The following is a 16,555-nucleotide window of genomic DNA, read 5'->3' as shown; positions in this document are numbered from 1 at the left end:
ATTATCGCCTGTTTCTGAAAAATTCTTTCAGTAAGCGCGCGCTTATATCTTCCATCACACCTGACTGCACTATTGTAGTGGGGTGAATGATTCTTTTATCAAGTTTTGTGAAGCCCCGTTTCTCATCACTCGCACCATATACAAGCTTTGAAACCTGTGCCCAGAATATAGCTCCGGCACACATCACACATGGTTCAAGGGTCACATAAAGGCTGCAGTCTTTCAGATATTTCCCGCCAAGGAAATTCGCTGCAGCGGTGATGGCCTGCATTTCGGCGTGGGCGGTTACATCATTCAGGCGCTCAGTAAGGTTGTGGGCTCTTGCTATGATCCGGTTATCGCAAACGATTACCGCACCCACCGGAACTTCATCAAGGTCAAAAGCTTTCTGAGCCTCTTTTAATGCTTCCTTCATATAGCTTTCATCAGAAAAAACAGTTAATCCCATTGCCTGCGGTTTGAAGTGCAAAACTAAAGAATCAAAAGACAAGAGACAAGAAACAAGTAGAAAGGGAGTAATGGAAAAAGGGAGAGTGAGAAGATGAGAAAATGAGAAGCGCTGATACAACTGCATGACTACTACTTCACAATTGTATGACAACCGTGTGACCACGAATCACAACTGCATAACCATCGTATGACAACTGTATGACCTCGTATGACCCGTAAAAATCTCGCGCCTGCAAAATTGTCTTTCAAGGAAGAATAAGAATTTCCCTACTTTTGTGCATTGGCAGTAAGTTTTCAATTCTCAATTTCTCAATTTTCCAATTTACGATGCTTTACAAAGGCAAAGAATCGCTCATTCAACTGGCACGACTACTGGCTGCCAAAGGTGTCAGCACAGCTGTTGTTTCCCCGGGTTCGCGCAATGCACCAGTGATTGCCGCATTAAATAGGCAGGAAGGCATTGAATGCCTGAGCATTGTTGATGAACGCTCGGCAGCATTTTTTGCTTTGGGAATAGCACAGCAAATACGCAAGCCGGTTGCCATTTCCTGCACTTCGGGAACTGCCGCTTTGAATTATGCCCCGGCTATTGCAGAAGCTTATTACCAGCAAATCCCCCTTATTGTCCTCACTGCCGACCGTCCACCCGAGTGGATTGACCAGGGCGACGGGCAGACCATCCGTCAACATGAATTGTACGCAAATTGTATTCGAAAAAGTATACAACTCCCTTCCGAACCCTGGAACGAAACTACGCTGCGTTTCAACGCTCGATTGATCAACGAAGCCATTGATGCTGCTACTTATCCGATATGCGGCCCAGTGCATATCAACATTCCATTAAGTGAGCCGCTATACAATGAAAATGAGAACCTTCCTTTGGATGTGCCGCTAATGCAAATTCTCAATGTTCAACCACAAGCCGGAAAAGATGATTTGTTAAGGCTTGCAGAGTCATGGAATGAAGCCAGATCAAAACTGATCATAACAGGCTTATTGCCGCCAGATAATAAATTGAATCTACTTTTGGCCAAATTAGCCGAAGACCCAAGTGTCGTGATTTTTACTGAATCAACTTCAAACCTGAGCAATAAAAAATTCTTTCCGCATATTGACCGGCTTGTTGATGGAATTGAGAATGAACCCGAAAATCATCTTACACCGGACTTGCTTGTTACGCTGGGTGGAAATATAGTTTCCCGCAAGGTGAAGGCCTGGCTGCAAAAGCAAAAACCCAATGCCCATTGGCACATATCACCCGAGGGGTTTCATATGGATGCTTTCCGGAGCCTCAGTATCAGTATTCCAATGAATGCAAGTGCGTTTTTCGGTGATTTAATACAATTGATAAAACCGACGTCTGGAAGCTATCACCCATTATGGTCTGAACGCCATGCAATAAGAACTGAAAAACACAATAGCTTTCTCAGTCAATGCACCTGGTCCGATCTCAAGGCATTTGAAATTATCCTGGAATATATTCCTGCAGGAACGATGATCCAGGCTGGAAACAGCACTCCGGTGCGATACCTGCAATTATTCGATCCACCCAATAGCACAAACTGTTTTGGCAACAGAGGTGTTAGTGGCATTGACGGGTGCATGTCAACCGCTGCCGGGGCAGCCTGGGCAAACCCTGCGCTTACGGTTCTTATCACTGGGGATGTTGCTTTCATGTACGATTCTAATGCCCTATGGAACCAGCTCCTAACGCCTAACCTGCGCATCATTGTGATGAACAATGGCGGGGGAAATATTTTCCGCATCATCGAAGGGCCTGGTACAATGCCCGAATTTGAGCAATTCATCGAAACCCCATATATCCCCGAAATCCAACATTTGGCACGTATGTTTGGACTTGATTATTACGCTGCTTCCGACGAAAGTGGATTGAAAGCCTGCCTGCCAACTTTCCTGGATTTAAATATCAGGAAACCAGCGATACTTGAGATCAAAACCCCAAACAAAACAAGCGCTGCCGTGTTAAGAGAATACTTTAAATATTTAAGGTCATGACCACCAAACGAGAATGGACAAAACTGAAAGATTACGAAGAAATCCTGTTTGATTTCTTTGACGGAATTGCCCGAATCACTATCAACCGCCCAAGGTATCACAATGCTTTTACACCCGATACCGTAAAGGAAATGATTGATGCTATGCAAACCTGCCGCGATAACAATGACATTGGAGTAGTGGTCATAACCGGGGCAGGCGATAAAGCTTTCTGCAGTGGCGGCGATCAAAATGTAAAAGGCCACGGCGGATATATCGGAAAAGATGGAATCCCACGCCTGAATGTACTGGATTTGCAAAAACTTATCCGTTCGTTGCCAAAACCCGTAATTGCAATGGTGAATGGCTATGCCATCGGTGGTGGCCATGTGCTGCACGTGGTTTGCGATATGACTGTAGCCTCTGATAATGCCATTTTCGGGCAGGTTGGGCCAAAAGTTGGAAGTTTTGACGGAGGTTTTGGTTCGTCATACCTTGCAAGAATAGTCGGCCAGAAAAAAGCCCGTGAAATCTGGTTCTTGTGTCGCCAGTATTCCTCAAAAGAAGCCCTGGATATGGGATTGGTAAACAAAGTTGTGCCATTTGCGCAACTGGAAGACGAAGTTGTGGATTGGTGTAAAACCATTATGAAACGCAGTCCACTGGCCATACGAATGCTGAAATACAGTTTTAACGCCGAACTTGACGGACAAATCGGTATACAGGAGTTGGCTGGCAACGCGACCCTGCTGTATTACCTGACCGAAGAAGCACAGGAAGGGAAAAATGCATTTCTGGAGAAGCGGGACCCGGATTTTCAGAAATATCCCAAGTTTCCGTGAAAAAGAGACAAGACACGAGACGCAAGTTTTAAAACCCAAATCCAAAGATCAAAATCCAAAATTCAAAGATGAGGTTCCACAAAAGTTATAGGGCATTTTAAGACAGACAATGACGATAAAAGAAAAGTTAGAGGAATACGACTTGTTTGACCAAGCAATAACCCGACACGGAATGTTAGAATGCATCCGTGACTATGAAATTATAGGTTATTTATCAGGTATGGACTTCGACTCTGAAGTTCAATTTATTTTAAAGGGCTGTATCAAAGTTGACTACAAAGTAAAAGTTGCTCCAGAGAATTTTTCAATGGACGATAGACTTCTCGACCTTGACCGACAAGACGAACCTGACTATCCCGAAGGATTTATTTGGGGTGCAAATTTTGCAGTTGTTTATCCAGGCTGGACACTCAAGCAAGACACAGACGAATTAAAAAAGTTAGAAAAAACTTACGGACTGAAATTTTACGAAATATACTTTGACACAAACGCATACGATCTGACAATTACATTTCATGACATTGAAACTAAAGAATTAAAACGAATTGACAAGAAGAAAAACGCCCTATAACAGCACCTACAAGAAATTGGCGGTTCAGAGGTTAAATGAAGTTTTGTGGTTCGTAATAAGTACAGTGGTGGCAAACAGTTTTCGTCTCCGAAATCGCCACCCTCATGTAGCTGCAAACCGTTAAAAAATACACTGTTGGAAAATAAAATAAAATACTGGCTTTCTGCTTTCAGGTTAAGAACCTTGCCGCTGGCGCTTTCAACGGTTTCACTCGGCACTTTCCTGGCATATTTTGACGGGGCCAGAAACTGGCCGGTTTTCATTCTTGCTTTGCTCACGACTCTTTTCTTGCAGGTACTTTCAAACCTTGCCAACGATTATGGCGATTCAACTCACGGTGTGGATAATGAAAACCGGGTAGGGCCCAAAAGGGCTGTGCAAAGCGGTAAAATCAGCGCCGGCCAGATGAAGGTTGCTATTATCATTTTCACAATCTTGTCGCTTGCAGCAGGAATACCCTTGGTTTTTCTGGGCTTGCAGGGAGCCGCTCCAGGAGGTAAAATTTTCTTTTTTGCACTTGGTTTATTGGCCATTGTATCAGCCATTAAATATACTGTTGGCCGGAAGCCATATGGATACTACGGCTACGGCGATTTATTCGTGTTCGTATTTTTTGGCCTGGTGGGTGTGATGGGAACCTATTTTCTGATCACCAACCGTTTTGAGCCCGAAGTGCTATTGCCTGCCGCTGCTGTTGGATTTCTCAGTGTAGCAGTGTTGAACCTCAACAACATGCGCGACCGTGAGAATGATGCCCGCTCGGGTAAATATACACTGGTGGTGAGGCATGGAATTCGTGCAGCACGTATTTATCATCTTGTGCTCATCAGCGCTTCGGTTGTTTTTGGCCTATTATACATGATCATCAATTACCGTTCACCGTTCCAGATGTTTTTCCTGATAACGGTCCCGTTTTTCTGGATGAATGTTTACAATGTGTTCCACCATACCATTCCTGCCGAGCTTGACCCCTACCTGAAACGCCTTGCCCTCACCACATTTGCATTTTCAATCATCTTCGGGCTGAGCCTGGTTTTCTGATTATTTTTTCGAACCTTCAGCCATGCTAAGCGCCAGTTATCATAAGCATATCCTCACTTTCAATTACCCGGCCGGGACGTCCCGCGGTGTGCTAACCGAAAAAACCTCCTGGATTATCAAACTGTTTGACACGGCAAACCCCGATATTATTGGAACAGGAGAATGTAGCATTATCAATGGTCTAAGTCCTGACTCTAACGAGGGTTATGAAGCGATGCTGGACAAAATATGCTCCAACCCGGCGCATTTTCTTTCTTTTTCTGACCCACAACTGGATCGCTTTCCATCTATCCGCTTCGGACTTGAAATGGCGTGGCAGGATTTAAGGCAGGGCGGTTCCGGTTTACTCTACAAATCAGAATTTACTGAAGACAACATGGGAATACCGATCAATGGCTTGATCTGGATGGATTCGAAAGAAAATATGCTTCAACAAATAAGAAAGCGCGTTGACGAAGGTTTCGATTGCATAAAAATGAAAATCGGGGCAATGGATTTCGAGGAAGAGATTGATTTGTTGAGAGCAATAAGAAAAAAATTCAATGCTGATGCAATTCAACTGCGTGTGGATGCCAACGGTGCATTTGAACCATCGGAAGCGTTGGAGAAACTAAAGCGCTTATCAGATTTCAAGCTGCATTCCATTGAACAACCCATCAAACCAGGAAACTGGCCGGCAATGGCCGCTCTGTGTGATAAAACACCTTTGCCTATCGCCCTCGACGAAGAACTGTTCGCACCGGATTCTGACCGCAGCAAATTTAATCTCCTGCAAACCATCAAGCCCCAATACCTTGTGCTTAAGCCATCCATGTTGGGGGGGTTCGCAAAAACACAGGAATGGATTGATGCCGCAAAAACCTTGAACATTGGATGGTGGATTACTTCGGCGCTGGAATCCAACATCGGCCTGAACGCCCTCGCGCAATGGACATACACCCTGAATAACCCAATGCATCATGGATTGGGAACCGGGAAATTGTTTGTGAATAATTTCCCATCGAAATCAATTATTGAACACGGAATACTAAAATTTGATCCGGAACGGTATTAAACCTCGATTGACAATTAATCCACCATTCATAAAATTGACCTAACTTTGAAAAAAAATCACATGATTACAAAAGAAAAACTGCTGCAAAGCATCAATGAAATGCCAGATAAATTTTCAATTGACGATGTGCTGGACAGGATTGTGCTGCTGAATAAGGTAGAAACAGGTTTGGAACAATCGCAAAAAGGAAAGACATATTCCACTGAAGAGGCAAAGGAAAATCTGAAAAAATGGTTAACATAAAGTGGACTGTTCAGTCGTTGGAAGTCATTGAAAACAGTAATGAATGAATCAAACATTCAAATAATCCCAGACGGATTTCAAATTCCACCTGCACTAAAAGATTTCATCAAACAATGGAAATCCGATCTGGATTATTTCGCCCTCCAAACCTCTGGTTCCACGGGAAAACCTAAACAAATCTGGGTGAGCCGGCAATCCATGATCCGGTCTGCACAACTGACCGGGCAGGTTCTTGACTTAAAGAAAGGTGATACTGCTTTGTTATGCATGCCTTTGGAATTCGTTGCCGGGAAAATGATGCTGGTACGTGCTCTGGTTCTTAGCCTCAACCTGGTGGCCGTAAAACCCTCCTCCCATCCGCTGAAGGAAGTGTCATCAGAATCCAATATAGATTTTGCAGCTATGACACCCATGCAGGTACAGGAAACGTTGAAGGAATCTGAAACATTTAAGAAGTTAAGTCAAATTAAGAAGCTGATCATTGGTGGAGCGCCTGTGAGCCGGCAACTTGAAGATGAACTACGGCAACTGCCAGGCGAGATTTTCGAAACCTATGGCATGACCGAAACCCTTACCCATATTGCCCTGAGAAAACTAAATGGAAGCAAGCGAAGTGAATTTTTCAGCGTTTTGCCCGGAATTAAAATCAGCACCGACAGCAGAGAATGCCTGATCATACAAGCCCCGCATCTCGATGATCAGGATGTGAGCACAAACGATTTGGTCGAAATCATCAGTCCAACACAATTTCGTTGGTTGGGCCGGGCTGACAACGTGATTAACAGCGGAGGAATTAAAATCTTCCCGGAACAAGTTGAGAAAAAATTGGAAGGCCTAATCAAGGAACGCTTCATCGTTGCTGGAATGCCAGACGGGAAACTTGGGGAAAAGCTTGTTTTGGTGATAGAAACGACAACTCCGGAAGAGTTTGAAACTTTGCCGGGTTTCATCGCTGAAAACCTGGGATCTTACGAAAAACCCCGCGAAATAATTTTTCTTGCAAAATTCCCTGAAACTTCCACCGGCAAAATCAATCGCAGTGAAATTCAAAAACTATTGAATGGGTAATAATCTGAGAGGTTCTTAAGAAAATATTCCGCGTAGCCTTTTATATCCTTCCTGGCTTGCACGGATTTTGTCGCCATTTTTCATCAGCACAAGGTGTGTATTTTTCTCATACAACTCCACCGAACTTATGAATGCAAGATTGGCAATGTATTTCCGGTGTATGCGGATAAAACCATCCTGCGGCAGGTGCGCTTCAAAATATTTCATGGTTTTTTCTTTCAAATGCCTGCCCAACTCCGAATAAATCATCACATAATCGTCCTGCGCTTCGAGGTAATAAATTTTCTCAACCGGAATAACAATGATTTTTGAACCCAACCTGGCCACTACACGGTTCAAGGTTTTATCGCTTTCATCCAGGTGCTGCTGAAGCGATTCCAAAGGTTGCGATGTTGACCCGGCTAATGCAGCCAGGATTCTTGCCCTTGCTTTCTCAACAGCTTGTTTTAACCTTTCCCTTGAAAAGGGTTTTAGCAGGTAATCCACAGCATTTTGTTCAAAAGCTTTCAGGGCATACTGGTCGAAAGCAGTGGTAAAAATGATTTCCGGCTTGGTTTCCAACACATCCAGCAGTTCGAAACCGTCAATCTTTGGCATCTGGATATCAAGGCAAACAAGATCGGGCTTTTGTTCATGAATTACTTTCAACGCATCGAACCCATTCTGACATTCAGCAATAACCTCAACTTCTTCAATATCATTCAGGTAATTTCTTACGAGCTCGCGGGCCAGTACTTCATCATCAACTATAATGGCTCTAATTGTTGGCATGTGAGGGTATTTTTAATAAAACTTCAAAATCTGAACCGTTGTTTTTTACTTGCATCAAGCCGGTTTGGCTATAAATGGTTTCGAGCCTTCGTGCCACATTTCTCAGACCCGTTCCGGTGCCTTTTCTGGGCGTATCATCCGGATCGAAATTATTGCAAATGGAAATTTGCAGATGATTGCTTTCAGCAAAGGCTTTCAGGCTAATATTTGATTGGCCTTCTGAACCATATACACCATATTTAATAGCGTTTTCAACCAGGGGTTGCAAGAGCATGGAAGGAACTTTCCATGCCAGCACATTTTCATCAACCTCATGGCTGATTTTCAACTTGCCAGAGAACCTCACCTGCTCAATATCAAGATAAAGCTTGATGTGGTAAAGTTCCTTTTCAAGTGTGCTCATCATCTCACCTTGCTGGCTCAGGGAATAGCGCATAAACTCCGAAAGTTTGATCACCATTTCCTGTGCTTGTTCCGGCCGGCTGATGGTTAATGAACTTATGGCGTTCAAACTATTAAACAAAAAATGCGGCCTGATCTGCGAACGAAGCATATCCAGTTCCGCCTCTTTTAACATGGTTGTAAGTAGGGCTTCTTTTTTGGCCTTCTCATTGAGTTCACGAAAACTTGCGATCAGATAATAAATTGACACAAGCAGACCATAGAAAAGTATGCCACTGAAAATACGCATAGTTATAGAGCGATCCAGGAATTCGATATAAAATACATCTGACTTGAGCATAACGCCCAGTAGCGCTTTGGAAATTAGCATCCATAAGAGCAGCAGGATGGTGCTTGTAGTGAGGTGCTGGAATAAAATTTCAAAAACGTTTTTCTTTTGCAACTGTGCGAATTTCACACTAAACCAAAGTCCTACTCCCAGGATAGCAAACATGAAATTAAAAACCATGCTATCGGCAAGTGCTGATGAAAACCGGATATTATAACCCCAGTTTAAAACAAACAGATGGAATATGGCAAGCACGACCCACATCATTATATATAGAAACTGAAGCTGAAACTTTTTAAGAATTGCACTCATGGTAGGTAATCAGTTGGCAGTAATCTGTTTTCAGTATTCGGTAATCGGTTTGTTATGTAGTGTGGATGCTATAAAATAGTCATACAATTGTCATTCATGGTCATGCAGTTGTCATACATTGTAATACAGTTGAAACAGCGCTCTCATTTTCTCGTTTTCTCACTTTCTCACTTTTCCATTTTCCATTTTCCATTAGTCCAGTACTCCATTACCCCATAACTCTCGTGTCTTGTTTCTTGTGTCTTTAGTTTTTGACTTTGGTTTTTGGGCTTGTTTCTCAATAACCTTTCACTTCTCCACCACCAAATACGGTAACTCCTTTGATAATAAGGGTTTTGTTCATGTCAACCAGGCTCACACTACGTTTGTCTTCATAGCCTCCAAAGATGTTGAATACCTCCACTTTGATGTTCCAATCGTGCGGAACAATCAATGACACACCGCCAAAAACACAAACAATTTCAAGCTCATTAACGCCTGGGGCCAGAACCACTTTGCTCATGTTTAGTTTCGAACCTCCAAAAATGGCCAGTATTTTACCCCCTTTAAAGGATTCGGAATGGATGGAGCGCTCTGATCCTGCAAAAACTGCTACATCTTCAATCACATCATCGCTTGCGCTAATCCTAACTGTTCTGCGTTTTGAAAAAAAGTTGAGGGAAGAGAAGAGCAATGCCACACCAACGAGTATTACCAGGGATGGCAACGCCACTTGCCAGAAGCTCAAAGGGACCCCGTAGATTTTTGCAATCAGGAAAGCCCCCCCAACTGTCATCAACAATAAACCCCATACTTTGGAATGCCCGAAAGTGTTGATAAAACCGATTACTATGATAAGCATTTGCCATGAAAATATAATATTTGATACTGAGCGATCCATCACTCCCAAATTACGAAGCATCAGGGCAAGACCCGCTAACATTACCAAAATCCCGAAAGCAACAGTTTTGTTCTTCCAGGTTTTCTGCCTGAGTTCTGTGTTATTCGTTTCCATAATTATATCGTTTAAATTTTCAGCAAATGTAAGACCATCCGGCAACTTTCAGTAAGCGGAAATCGGCGAATGCGTGTTTTAACCCGGTGGATAGCTGTTTAGTGCAATTGCCCGCCGTATCCTCTTGCCCTTTCAAAAAGGTTTTTTTACTACTTTTGCAAACTATTTACAAATCAGGGTAAAAAGCTATACCAGATGAAGCTCAGGTACAAGGAATACAAGCAACTCGATCTTACCAACATTGGCAAGGATATACTCAAATATTGGGAAGAGCATAATATTTTTGATCAAAGCCTTGAAATTCGCCAAGGCCATCCTCCTTATGTGTTTTACGAAGGTCCACCTTCTGCCAATGGTATTCCGGGCATTCACCATGTAATGGCACGCGCCATTAAAGATATTTTCTGCCGTTACAAAACCATGAAGGGCTTTCATGTCGCACGCAAAGCCGGATGGGACACCCATGGCCTGCCCATTGAGATGGCTGTGGAAAAAACCCTGGGAATCACAAAAGACGACATTGGTAAAAAAATTTCCGTGGCTGACTACAACAACCAGTGCCGCGAGGAAGTAATGAAATACAAAGACCTTTGGGACGACCTCACCCGTAAGATCGGTTATTGGGTTGACCTCGATCATCCCTACATTACTTTCGAAAACAAGTATATTGAGTCGGTATGGTATCTGCTTTCAAAATTGTATGAAAAAGGCCTGATATACAAAGGTTATTCAATTCAGCCATATTCCCCGGCTGCCGGAACCGGCCTCAGCACGCATGAGCTGAACCAGCCTGGTTGCTACCGCGATGTAAAAGACAACACCGTTACTGCACAGTTTAAAGTGACCCGCGACCTGAAAAGCGAATTCCTTTTCAATGATGCTTTTGGCGATGTTTTCGTATTGGCATGGACAACTACACCCTGGACTTTGCCGAGTAATACAGCATTGGCGATCGGGAAGAAAATTGATTATGTAAGCGTTAAAACCTACAATCCTTACACTTTCCAGCCCATAACCGTCATTTTAGCCAAAGACCTGCTTGGTCGCTTTTTCCCTGAAAAAAACACAGAGCTGAAATTCAATGATTATGAACCTGGCCAGAAAAACATCCCGTTTGAAATTACTGCCGAATTCAAAGGCAAGGCACTTGAAGGTATTCGATACAAGCAACTCATGCCATATGCCCAACCCGAAACCGGTGATGCATTTGTTATCGTTGCCGGTGATTTTGTTACCACCGAAGACGGAACCGGCGTAGTGCACATTGCGCCCAGTTTCGGAGCTGATGACTTTCGCACCGGAAAGCAATACGGACTTGGTTCATTGACAATGGTGGACAAACAAGGCCGCTTTATTGAGGAAATGGGAGAATTTGCAGGTCGTTATGTAAAATCGGAATACGATCCAAATTTTGACCCCGCCAAAGATGACAATGTTGACATTGACATCATTGTTAAACTAAAAAAGGAAAACCAGGCATTCAAAGCTGAGAAATACGAACACTCCTACCCGCATTGCTGGCGTACCGATAAACCCATACTTTACTATCCGCTCGATTCATGGTTCATTAAAACAACTGCTTTTAAAGATCGCATGATCGGGTTGAACAAGACCATCAATTGGAAACCAGAAGCCACCGGCACTGGCCGTTTCGGAAACTGGCTTGAAAACCTTGTGGATTGGAACCTCAGCCGTTCACGTTTCTGGGGAACCCCTTTGCCAATCTGGTCAACCGACGACAACAGCGAGCGTATTTGTATCGGGTCGGCAAGGCAACTTAAAGAAGAAATTGAAAAGGCTATTGCCGCCGGTTTTATGCAATTAAATCCGATGGCCAATTTTGAACCGGATGATCAATCTGATGAAAATTATAAAACTTTTGATCTTCACAGACCTTATGTGGATGACATTGTGCTGGTTTCTCCATCAGGCAACCCGATGCGTCGTGAAGCCGATCTGATTGATGTGTGGTTTGATTCCGGAGCTATGCCATATGCACAATTTCACTTTCCTTTTGAACGCGGCGAAGAGCTGGATGAATATTTCCCTGCCGATTTCATTGCAGAAGGTGTGGATCAGACCCGCGGCTGGTTTTTCACACTGCATGCCATCGCTACCATGGCGTTCGACAATGTAGCATTCAAAACAGTAGTTTCCAACGGACTGGTACTTGATAAACTCGGCAATAAAATGTCGAAACGCCTTGGTAACGCTGTTGATCCGTTTGCTACCATCGAAAAGTACGGCCCTGATGCCACCCGCTGGTACATGCTTACCAATTCGCAGCCCTGGGACAACCTGAAATTCGACATTGAAGGTGTAGCCGAGGTACAACGCAAATTTTTCGGCACACTTTACAACACCTATAATTTCTTCGCACTTTATGCTAACATAGATGGGTTCACCTATAAAGAAGACGAAATCCCTCATGAGCGCCGCCCGGAAATTGATCGCTGGATTTTATCAGAACTCAATACGCTTGTTCAGTTTACGGATGAGAGCCTCAACGATTATGAGCCTACAAAGGCAGGCCGCGCCATTCAGGATTTTGTTGACGAGCATCTGAGCAACTGGTATGTGCGACTTTCGCGCCGCCGTTTCTGGAAAGGTGAATACACAGAAGATAAAATTTCGGCATACCAGACACTTTATCGTTGCCTGGAAACTGTTGCCCGCCTTGCAGCTCCTATTGCACCTTTCTTCATGGACAGGCTGTTTATGGATCTGAACCAAGCCACCAAGTGCCAGAAAGCTATGTCGGTTCACTTAACAGATTTCCCGAGGGCAGACACTAATTTGATTGACAAGGAGCTGGAAGAAAGGATGCAACTGGCCCAGAAAATTTCATCAATGGTACTTTCACTTCGTAAACGAACCAATATACGGGTAAGGCAGCCATTGAATAAAATCATGATTCCCATATCTGACATGCAGTTCAGGAACCATGTTGATTCAATGAAAACGCTTATAATTAGTGAGGTAAACGTGAAAGAGATTGAATACCTGGGCGAAGACAACACATTGTTGGTTAAAAGGATTAAACCCAATTTCAAGACCCTGGGCCCACGGTTCGGAAAATTGATGAAAGCCATTGCTAATCTTTTCAACGGTTTCGGCCAGCAGGAAATACAGGCAATAGAAACGTTGGGTTCGCACAAAATTACTGTTGATGGAGAAGAGATTGAGCTTCTGCTCAGCGATGTGGAAATAATTACAGAAGACATTCCCGGCTGGGTTGTAACCAATATGGGCAACCTTACCGTGGCGCTCGATATTACAATTACCGAGCAATTGCAGGAAGAAGGCATCGCCCGCGAACTTATCAATCGCATTCAGAACCTTAGGAAAGACAATGGTTTTGATGTCACTGATACCATTCACCTTACGATTGAGAAAAAGAATGGCCTTGTTTCGGCCATTGAAAACAATTTTGCATATATTTGTTCGGAAACGCTGGCCGAAAAACTTACACTCGGCGAAACAATAAATAGTGAAGAAAAAGTGTTGGTTGAATTAACTGATGATATTTCAACAAATATTCTGGTAAGCAAATCAACCAGCTAAACAGCTTCGTGAAAAGCATTAAACAATGAGGAGGACATGAATTATGAAGGAAGAAATGACAAAGACCCGCTATTCGGATGAAGAACTTGAGGAGTTCAGACAAATTATCCTTAGCAAATTGGAAAAAGCAGAACGTGACCTTAAAATGCTCACTGAAGCCTATACTTTTAATAACGAGCACGACACCAACGATACTTCGCCCACCTTTAAGGTGCTGGAAGAAGGTTACCAGGTGTTATCAAAAGAAGAAAACAGTCGTTTGGCTGCCCGCCAGGACAAGTTCATTAAATCGCTTGAGGCTGCTTTGATCCGTATCCAGAACAAAACCTACGGCGTTTGCAGGGTTACCGGAAAGCTGATAGCTAAGGAACGGCTACGCAGTGTACCTCACGCTACCCTTAGCATTGAAGCCAAGCTTAATCAAGGCGCGCAAAAATAACATGAACCGTGTCGTCCCATTCAGCAACAATGCAGAAGCAATCAGCTTCATGCTATTTGACTGATCATGGGTGAACTGTGAACACTACTAAAATGTATCTTCATTGAGAAAGCCGGCAATTCTTATAATTTTAATCCTTCTAGTCGATCAGATTTCCAAGTTCTGGATTAAAACCAATATGACCCTTGCACAGGAATTCAAGGTGCTGGGCGATTGGTTCATCATCCATTTTACTGAGAACTATGGCATGGCCTTCGGGCTGGAGTTTGCCGGCGAGAGTGGCAAACTTATTCTTACATTGTTCCGCATTGTCGCAGCCACCCTTATCCTGGTATATCTCTACCGGCTCACACAACGCCGTGAGCACACTTTGCTAATTTTCAGCATCTCATTAATTTTTGCTGGGGCTGTGGGTAATATCATTGATAGTGTTTTTTACGGACTACTATTCAGCAGCAGCACCTTTTTCGAAGCTGCCCGGTTTCTTCCTGAAGAAGGCGGTTATGCTGCCATTTTCCACGGCAGGGTTGTGGATATGTTTTACTTTCCTATCATCAAGGGGCACTATCCTTCCTGGTTCCCATTCTGGGGCGGACAGGACTTTATTTTTTTCAGGCCCGTATTTAACGTTGCCGATTCAGCCATTTCAATTGGCGTTTTCATCCTGATCATTTTCCAGCGGAAGTTTTTTAAGGAAACCCAGGAAGAACCTATCATGAGTGAATCACAGGAAGAAACCCAAGAGCAAATTATTGAGGAAAACACAGAGAATCCAAAGGAATCATATCCCGATACGCTTAAAAATGATACCTGAAACTGAAAAATCGTCACGAATCTAATTTGCATAAAACAGCAATAAAAAAACCCCGGATTATCGGGGTTTTTTATTGGCGGTGGTACCAACTGGAATCGAACCAGTGACACACGGATTTTCAGTCCGTTGCTCTACCTGCTGAGCTATGGTACCGCCTGTTGAGGCTGCAAAGATAAGAAGAATTTCAACTTTCAAAATGTTTTTTTTATTTCGGCAAATGATTCCTTGTTCTGAAGACAAAACATGCTGATGAATCGAGTGCAATATGCTAAGTTGTTTACAAAAGAACTGGTTTTAGCATTTTATCCCCGGGAGCAAGCTGATTGAACGGCGTATTTACTATATCTGTGCACTAGTGTCCCATTAAAATTGGGACGCTATTAAAAATTAAACAAATTTGGCTCATTAAGCCTAAATCGTTCTTTGTCATTTTGAAATTTAGTTCTATGGAATAGGTCACGAAGATGCGTTTTATCGGTTAATGATATACTCAAGATCTGCAAAACCTCATATGTACTTCTGTCAATTTGCATATCTTTTTGGACGATCGCCACCAAGCAGTAAGTGCACATGGCAACGTAGATTTGAATCCGAACAGCATTTTCAGTAGTTCCCCAGAATTTTTTAATTTTCAGATGTTGCTTTAGCCATCTAAAGAAGAGCTCGACTTGCCAGCGGTTCTTGTAAAGTTCAGCAACTTGAAGTGCAGAAATGTGAACTGCATTGGTTAAAAATACAAGCTCACGCTTTTGTTCTTCATCCCAATATCTGACCAACCTAAGATGTTCTGGATAGTATTGCTTAGGATAAAACCCAGTCAATTCAATCATTACATCTGAAAGTACGTTCTTGGGCAATCTTCGTTTCCATTTGATTATCTTGTATTGGAGATTCTTTTTTGCTCTGACAACGAAGAAAGCTCCTATTTGATGAATCTTATACAACATCCTGAAGTGATTATACGCACGGTCAAATATGTAATATGAGCTTGATTCATAAGGGATTTCTTTCATTGCCGTAGAGTCGTGTACAGAAGCTTCGGTGATGTGAAAAAATGTAGGAATCTGTGTCTCTACATCATATAATGTATGCACTTTGATACCCCCTTTTTTCCTGCGAAACTTCGCCCACCAGAATACGGAAAGGCATAAGTCAATTGTTGTTGAATCAAAAGCATAGATGTTACCATCAAGTTTGAAGATGTCAGAAACCCGTTTCTGCCTTGCTTGGTTTACCAAATAGTAAGCATATTCTTCAAAGATGTGATAGTCTCTATCTTGATTAGCTCTTGCCAGAGATGATTTAGAAACACTCTTGCCCAAGCCTAAATGATAAGATTTGGAGTGATGAGCATCAAGTGCGACAATCAAATCTCTAGGACTCTCACGATTCGACAGTTGTCCGAACATCAGAGCAAGCATCTGGTTCCAACAAGTGAAATGTTTCACATATTTGTCACCGTCATACTTGCGAACGATGTAATTGAACTTATTCCTATCCAGGAAGAATGCTAATTGAGCGAAAACGTATTTATCCTTATGCATTTGCTATTCTCTTTAAGAATAGCGAAAATGCAAATTGAAATCCGTTTAATTGAAAAACGCCTGTAACAAACTAAATTTCAAATATATCAAAGAACTTTTTTAGATTTTAATGGGACAGTAATG

General features: G+C 42.9%; 15 protein-coding genes and 1 tRNA gene. 10 read left to right on the top strand and 6 right to left on the bottom strand.

The genetic code is table 11. The annotated features are described in order from the left end of the window. Position 1 precedes the first annotated feature (1 nt). A complete protein-coding gene (locus tag IH597_04620) occupies positions 2 to 448 on the bottom strand; it encodes a nucleoside deaminase (GenBank protein ID MBE0661732.1) in 447 nt (148 codons plus the stop codon). 329 nt (positions 449 to 777) lie between these two features. Between IH597_04620 and menD the strand changes: the two genes are divergently transcribed. The 7 genes from menD to IH597_04585 all read left to right on the top strand — a co-directional run bounded on the left by menD (position 778) and on the right by IH597_04585 (position 7,264). After that, a complete protein-coding gene (menD, locus tag IH597_04615; GenBank protein MBE0661731.1) occupies positions 778 to 2,466 on the top strand; it encodes a 2-succinyl-5-enolpyruvyl-6-hydroxy-3-cyclohexene-1-carboxylic-acid synthase in 1,689 nt (562 codons plus the stop codon). Next, the gene (gene menB / locus IH597_04610) at positions 2,463 to 3,287 is read left to right on the top strand and encodes a 1,4-dihydroxy-2-naphthoyl-CoA synthase (protein MBE0661730.1); all 825 of its coding nucleotides are present in this window, start codon (positions 2,463 to 2,465) and stop codon (positions 3,285 to 3,287) included. Before menD ends, menB begins: the two co-directional genes overlap by 4 nt. 109 nt (positions 3,288 to 3,396) lie before the next feature. Continuing rightward, positions 3,397 to 3,858 carry a hypothetical protein gene (locus IH597_04605; protein ID MBE0661729.1) on the top strand — a complete coding sequence of 154 codons (462 nt, stop codon included), beginning with the start codon at positions 3,397 to 3,399 and terminating at the stop codon, positions 3,856 to 3,858. Positions 3,859 to 4,005: 147 nt separating this feature from the next. Beyond that, on the top strand, positions 4,006 to 4,899 hold the full coding sequence (locus IH597_04600; GenBank protein MBE0661728.1) for a 1,4-dihydroxy-2-naphthoate polyprenyltransferase: 894 nt from the start codon (positions 4,006 to 4,008) through the stop codon (positions 4,897 to 4,899). A 22-nt stretch (positions 4,900 to 4,921) separates the two neighbouring features. Then, positions 4,922 to 5,953, top strand: coding sequence for an o-succinylbenzoate synthase (locus IH597_04595; GenBank protein MBE0661727.1), 1,032 nt, complete (start codon positions 4,922 to 4,924; stop codon positions 5,951 to 5,953). A 60-nt stretch (positions 5,954 to 6,013) separates the two neighbouring features. Next, a complete protein-coding gene (locus tag IH597_04590) occupies positions 6,014 to 6,196 on the top strand; it encodes a hypothetical protein (protein ID MBE0661726.1) in 183 nt (60 codons plus the stop codon). A gap of 39 nt (positions 6,197 to 6,235) precedes the next feature. Next, positions 6,236 to 7,264, top strand: a complete 1,029-nt coding sequence (locus IH597_04585; protein ID MBE0661725.1) for an AMP-binding protein — start codon at positions 6,236 to 6,238, stop codon at positions 7,262 to 7,264. Between the two features lie 15 nt (positions 7,265 to 7,279). Here IH597_04585 and IH597_04580 read toward each other — a convergent pair whose 3' ends face one another. From IH597_04580 to IH597_04570, 3 genes are all read right to left on the bottom strand, one after another. Next, complete coding sequence (locus tag IH597_04580; GenBank protein ID MBE0661724.1) at positions 7,280 to 8,035, bottom strand: response regulator; 756 nt, start codon at positions 8,033 to 8,035, stop codon at positions 7,280 to 7,282. Beyond that, positions 8,022 to 9,077, bottom strand: coding sequence for a histidine kinase (locus IH597_04575; GenBank protein MBE0661723.1), 1,056 nt, complete (start codon positions 9,075 to 9,077; stop codon positions 8,022 to 8,024). Before IH597_04575 ends, IH597_04580 begins: the two co-directional genes overlap by 14 nt. Before the next feature lie 277 nt (positions 9,078 to 9,354). Continuing rightward, the gene (locus IH597_04570) at positions 9,355 to 10,071 is read right to left on the bottom strand and encodes a hypothetical protein (protein MBE0661722.1); all 717 of its coding nucleotides are present in this window, start codon (positions 10,069 to 10,071) and stop codon (positions 9,355 to 9,357) included. A 195-nt stretch (positions 10,072 to 10,266) separates the two neighbouring features. Here IH597_04570 and IH597_04565 point away from each other — a divergent pair, with 195 nt between their 5' ends. The 3 genes from IH597_04565 to IH597_04555 all read left to right on the top strand — a co-directional run bounded on the left by IH597_04565 (position 10,267) and on the right by IH597_04555 (position 14,888). Next, positions 10,267 to 13,635, top strand: coding sequence for an isoleucine--tRNA ligase (locus IH597_04565; GenBank protein ID MBE0661721.1), 3,369 nt, complete (start codon positions 10,267 to 10,269; stop codon positions 13,633 to 13,635). Positions 13,636 to 13,690: 55 nt separating this feature from the next. Further along, positions 13,691 to 14,074 (top strand): TraR/DksA family transcriptional regulator, encoded by a 384-nt coding sequence (locus tag IH597_04560; protein MBE0661720.1) that lies wholly within the window; start codon positions 13,691 to 13,693, stop codon positions 14,072 to 14,074. A 103-nt stretch (positions 14,075 to 14,177) separates the two neighbouring features. Further along, positions 14,178 to 14,888, top strand: a complete 711-nt coding sequence (locus IH597_04555; GenBank protein ID MBE0661719.1) for a lipoprotein signal peptidase — start codon at positions 14,178 to 14,180, stop codon at positions 14,886 to 14,888. A gap of 80 nt (positions 14,889 to 14,968) precedes the next feature. Here IH597_04555 and IH597_04550 read toward each other — a convergent pair. Beyond that, a tRNA-Phe gene (locus IH597_04550) sits at positions 14,969 to 15,041 on the bottom strand. A 227-nt stretch (positions 15,042 to 15,268) separates the two neighbouring features. Further along, the gene (locus IH597_04545) at positions 15,269 to 16,432 is read right to left on the bottom strand and encodes an IS4 family transposase (GenBank protein ID MBE0661718.1); all 1,164 of its coding nucleotides are present in this window, start codon (positions 16,430 to 16,432) and stop codon (positions 15,269 to 15,271) included. Between the last annotated feature and the right edge of the window lie 123 nt (positions 16,433 to 16,555).

This window comes from Bacteroidales bacterium (assembly GCA_014860575.1).
In the GTDB taxonomy this organism is placed as follows: domain Bacteria; phylum Bacteroidota; class Bacteroidia; order Bacteroidales; family JAAYJT01; genus JAAYJT01.
The sequence above is the reverse complement of the archived record's forward strand: the minus strand, read 5'-3'. Positions and strand labels throughout refer to the sequence as shown.

Coding starts and splice junctions, on each gene's coding strand:
- IH597_04570 (MBE0661722.1), bottom strand. CDS start 10,071: ATGGAAACGAATAACACAGAACTCAGGCAGAAAACCTGGAAGAACAAA.
- IH597_04620 (MBE0661732.1), bottom strand. CDS start 448: ATGGGATTAACTGTTTTTTCTGATGAAAGCTATATGAAGGAAGCATTA.
- IH597_04575 (MBE0661723.1), bottom strand. CDS start 9,077: ATGAGTGCAATTCTTAAAAAGTTTCAGCTTCAGTTTCTATATATAATG.
- IH597_04585 (MBE0661725.1), top strand. CDS start 6,236: ATGAATGAATCAAACATTCAAATAATCCCAGACGGATTTCAAATTCCA.
- IH597_04605 (MBE0661729.1), top strand. CDS start 3,397: ATGACGATAAAAGAAAAGTTAGAGGAATACGACTTGTTTGACCAAGCA.
- IH597_04595 (MBE0661727.1), top strand. CDS start 4,922: ATGCTAAGCGCCAGTTATCATAAGCATATCCTCACTTTCAATTACCCG.
- IH597_04545 (MBE0661718.1), bottom strand. CDS start 16,432: ATGCATAAGGATAAATACGTTTTCGCTCAATTAGCATTCTTCCTGGAT.
- IH597_04560 (MBE0661720.1), top strand. CDS start 13,691: ATGACAAAGACCCGCTATTCGGATGAAGAACTTGAGGAGTTCAGACAA.
- menB (MBE0661730.1), top strand. CDS start 2,463: ATGACCACCAAACGAGAATGGACAAAACTGAAAGATTACGAAGAAATC.
- IH597_04590 (MBE0661726.1), top strand. CDS start 6,014: ATGATTACAAAAGAAAAACTGCTGCAAAGCATCAATGAAATGCCAGAT.
- IH597_04580 (MBE0661724.1), bottom strand. CDS start 8,035: ATGCCAACAATTAGAGCCATTATAGTTGATGATGAAGTACTGGCCCGC.
- IH597_04565 (MBE0661721.1), top strand. CDS start 10,267: ATGAAGCTCAGGTACAAGGAATACAAGCAACTCGATCTTACCAACATT.
- menD (MBE0661731.1), top strand. CDS start 778: ATGCTTTACAAAGGCAAAGAATCGCTCATTCAACTGGCACGACTACTG.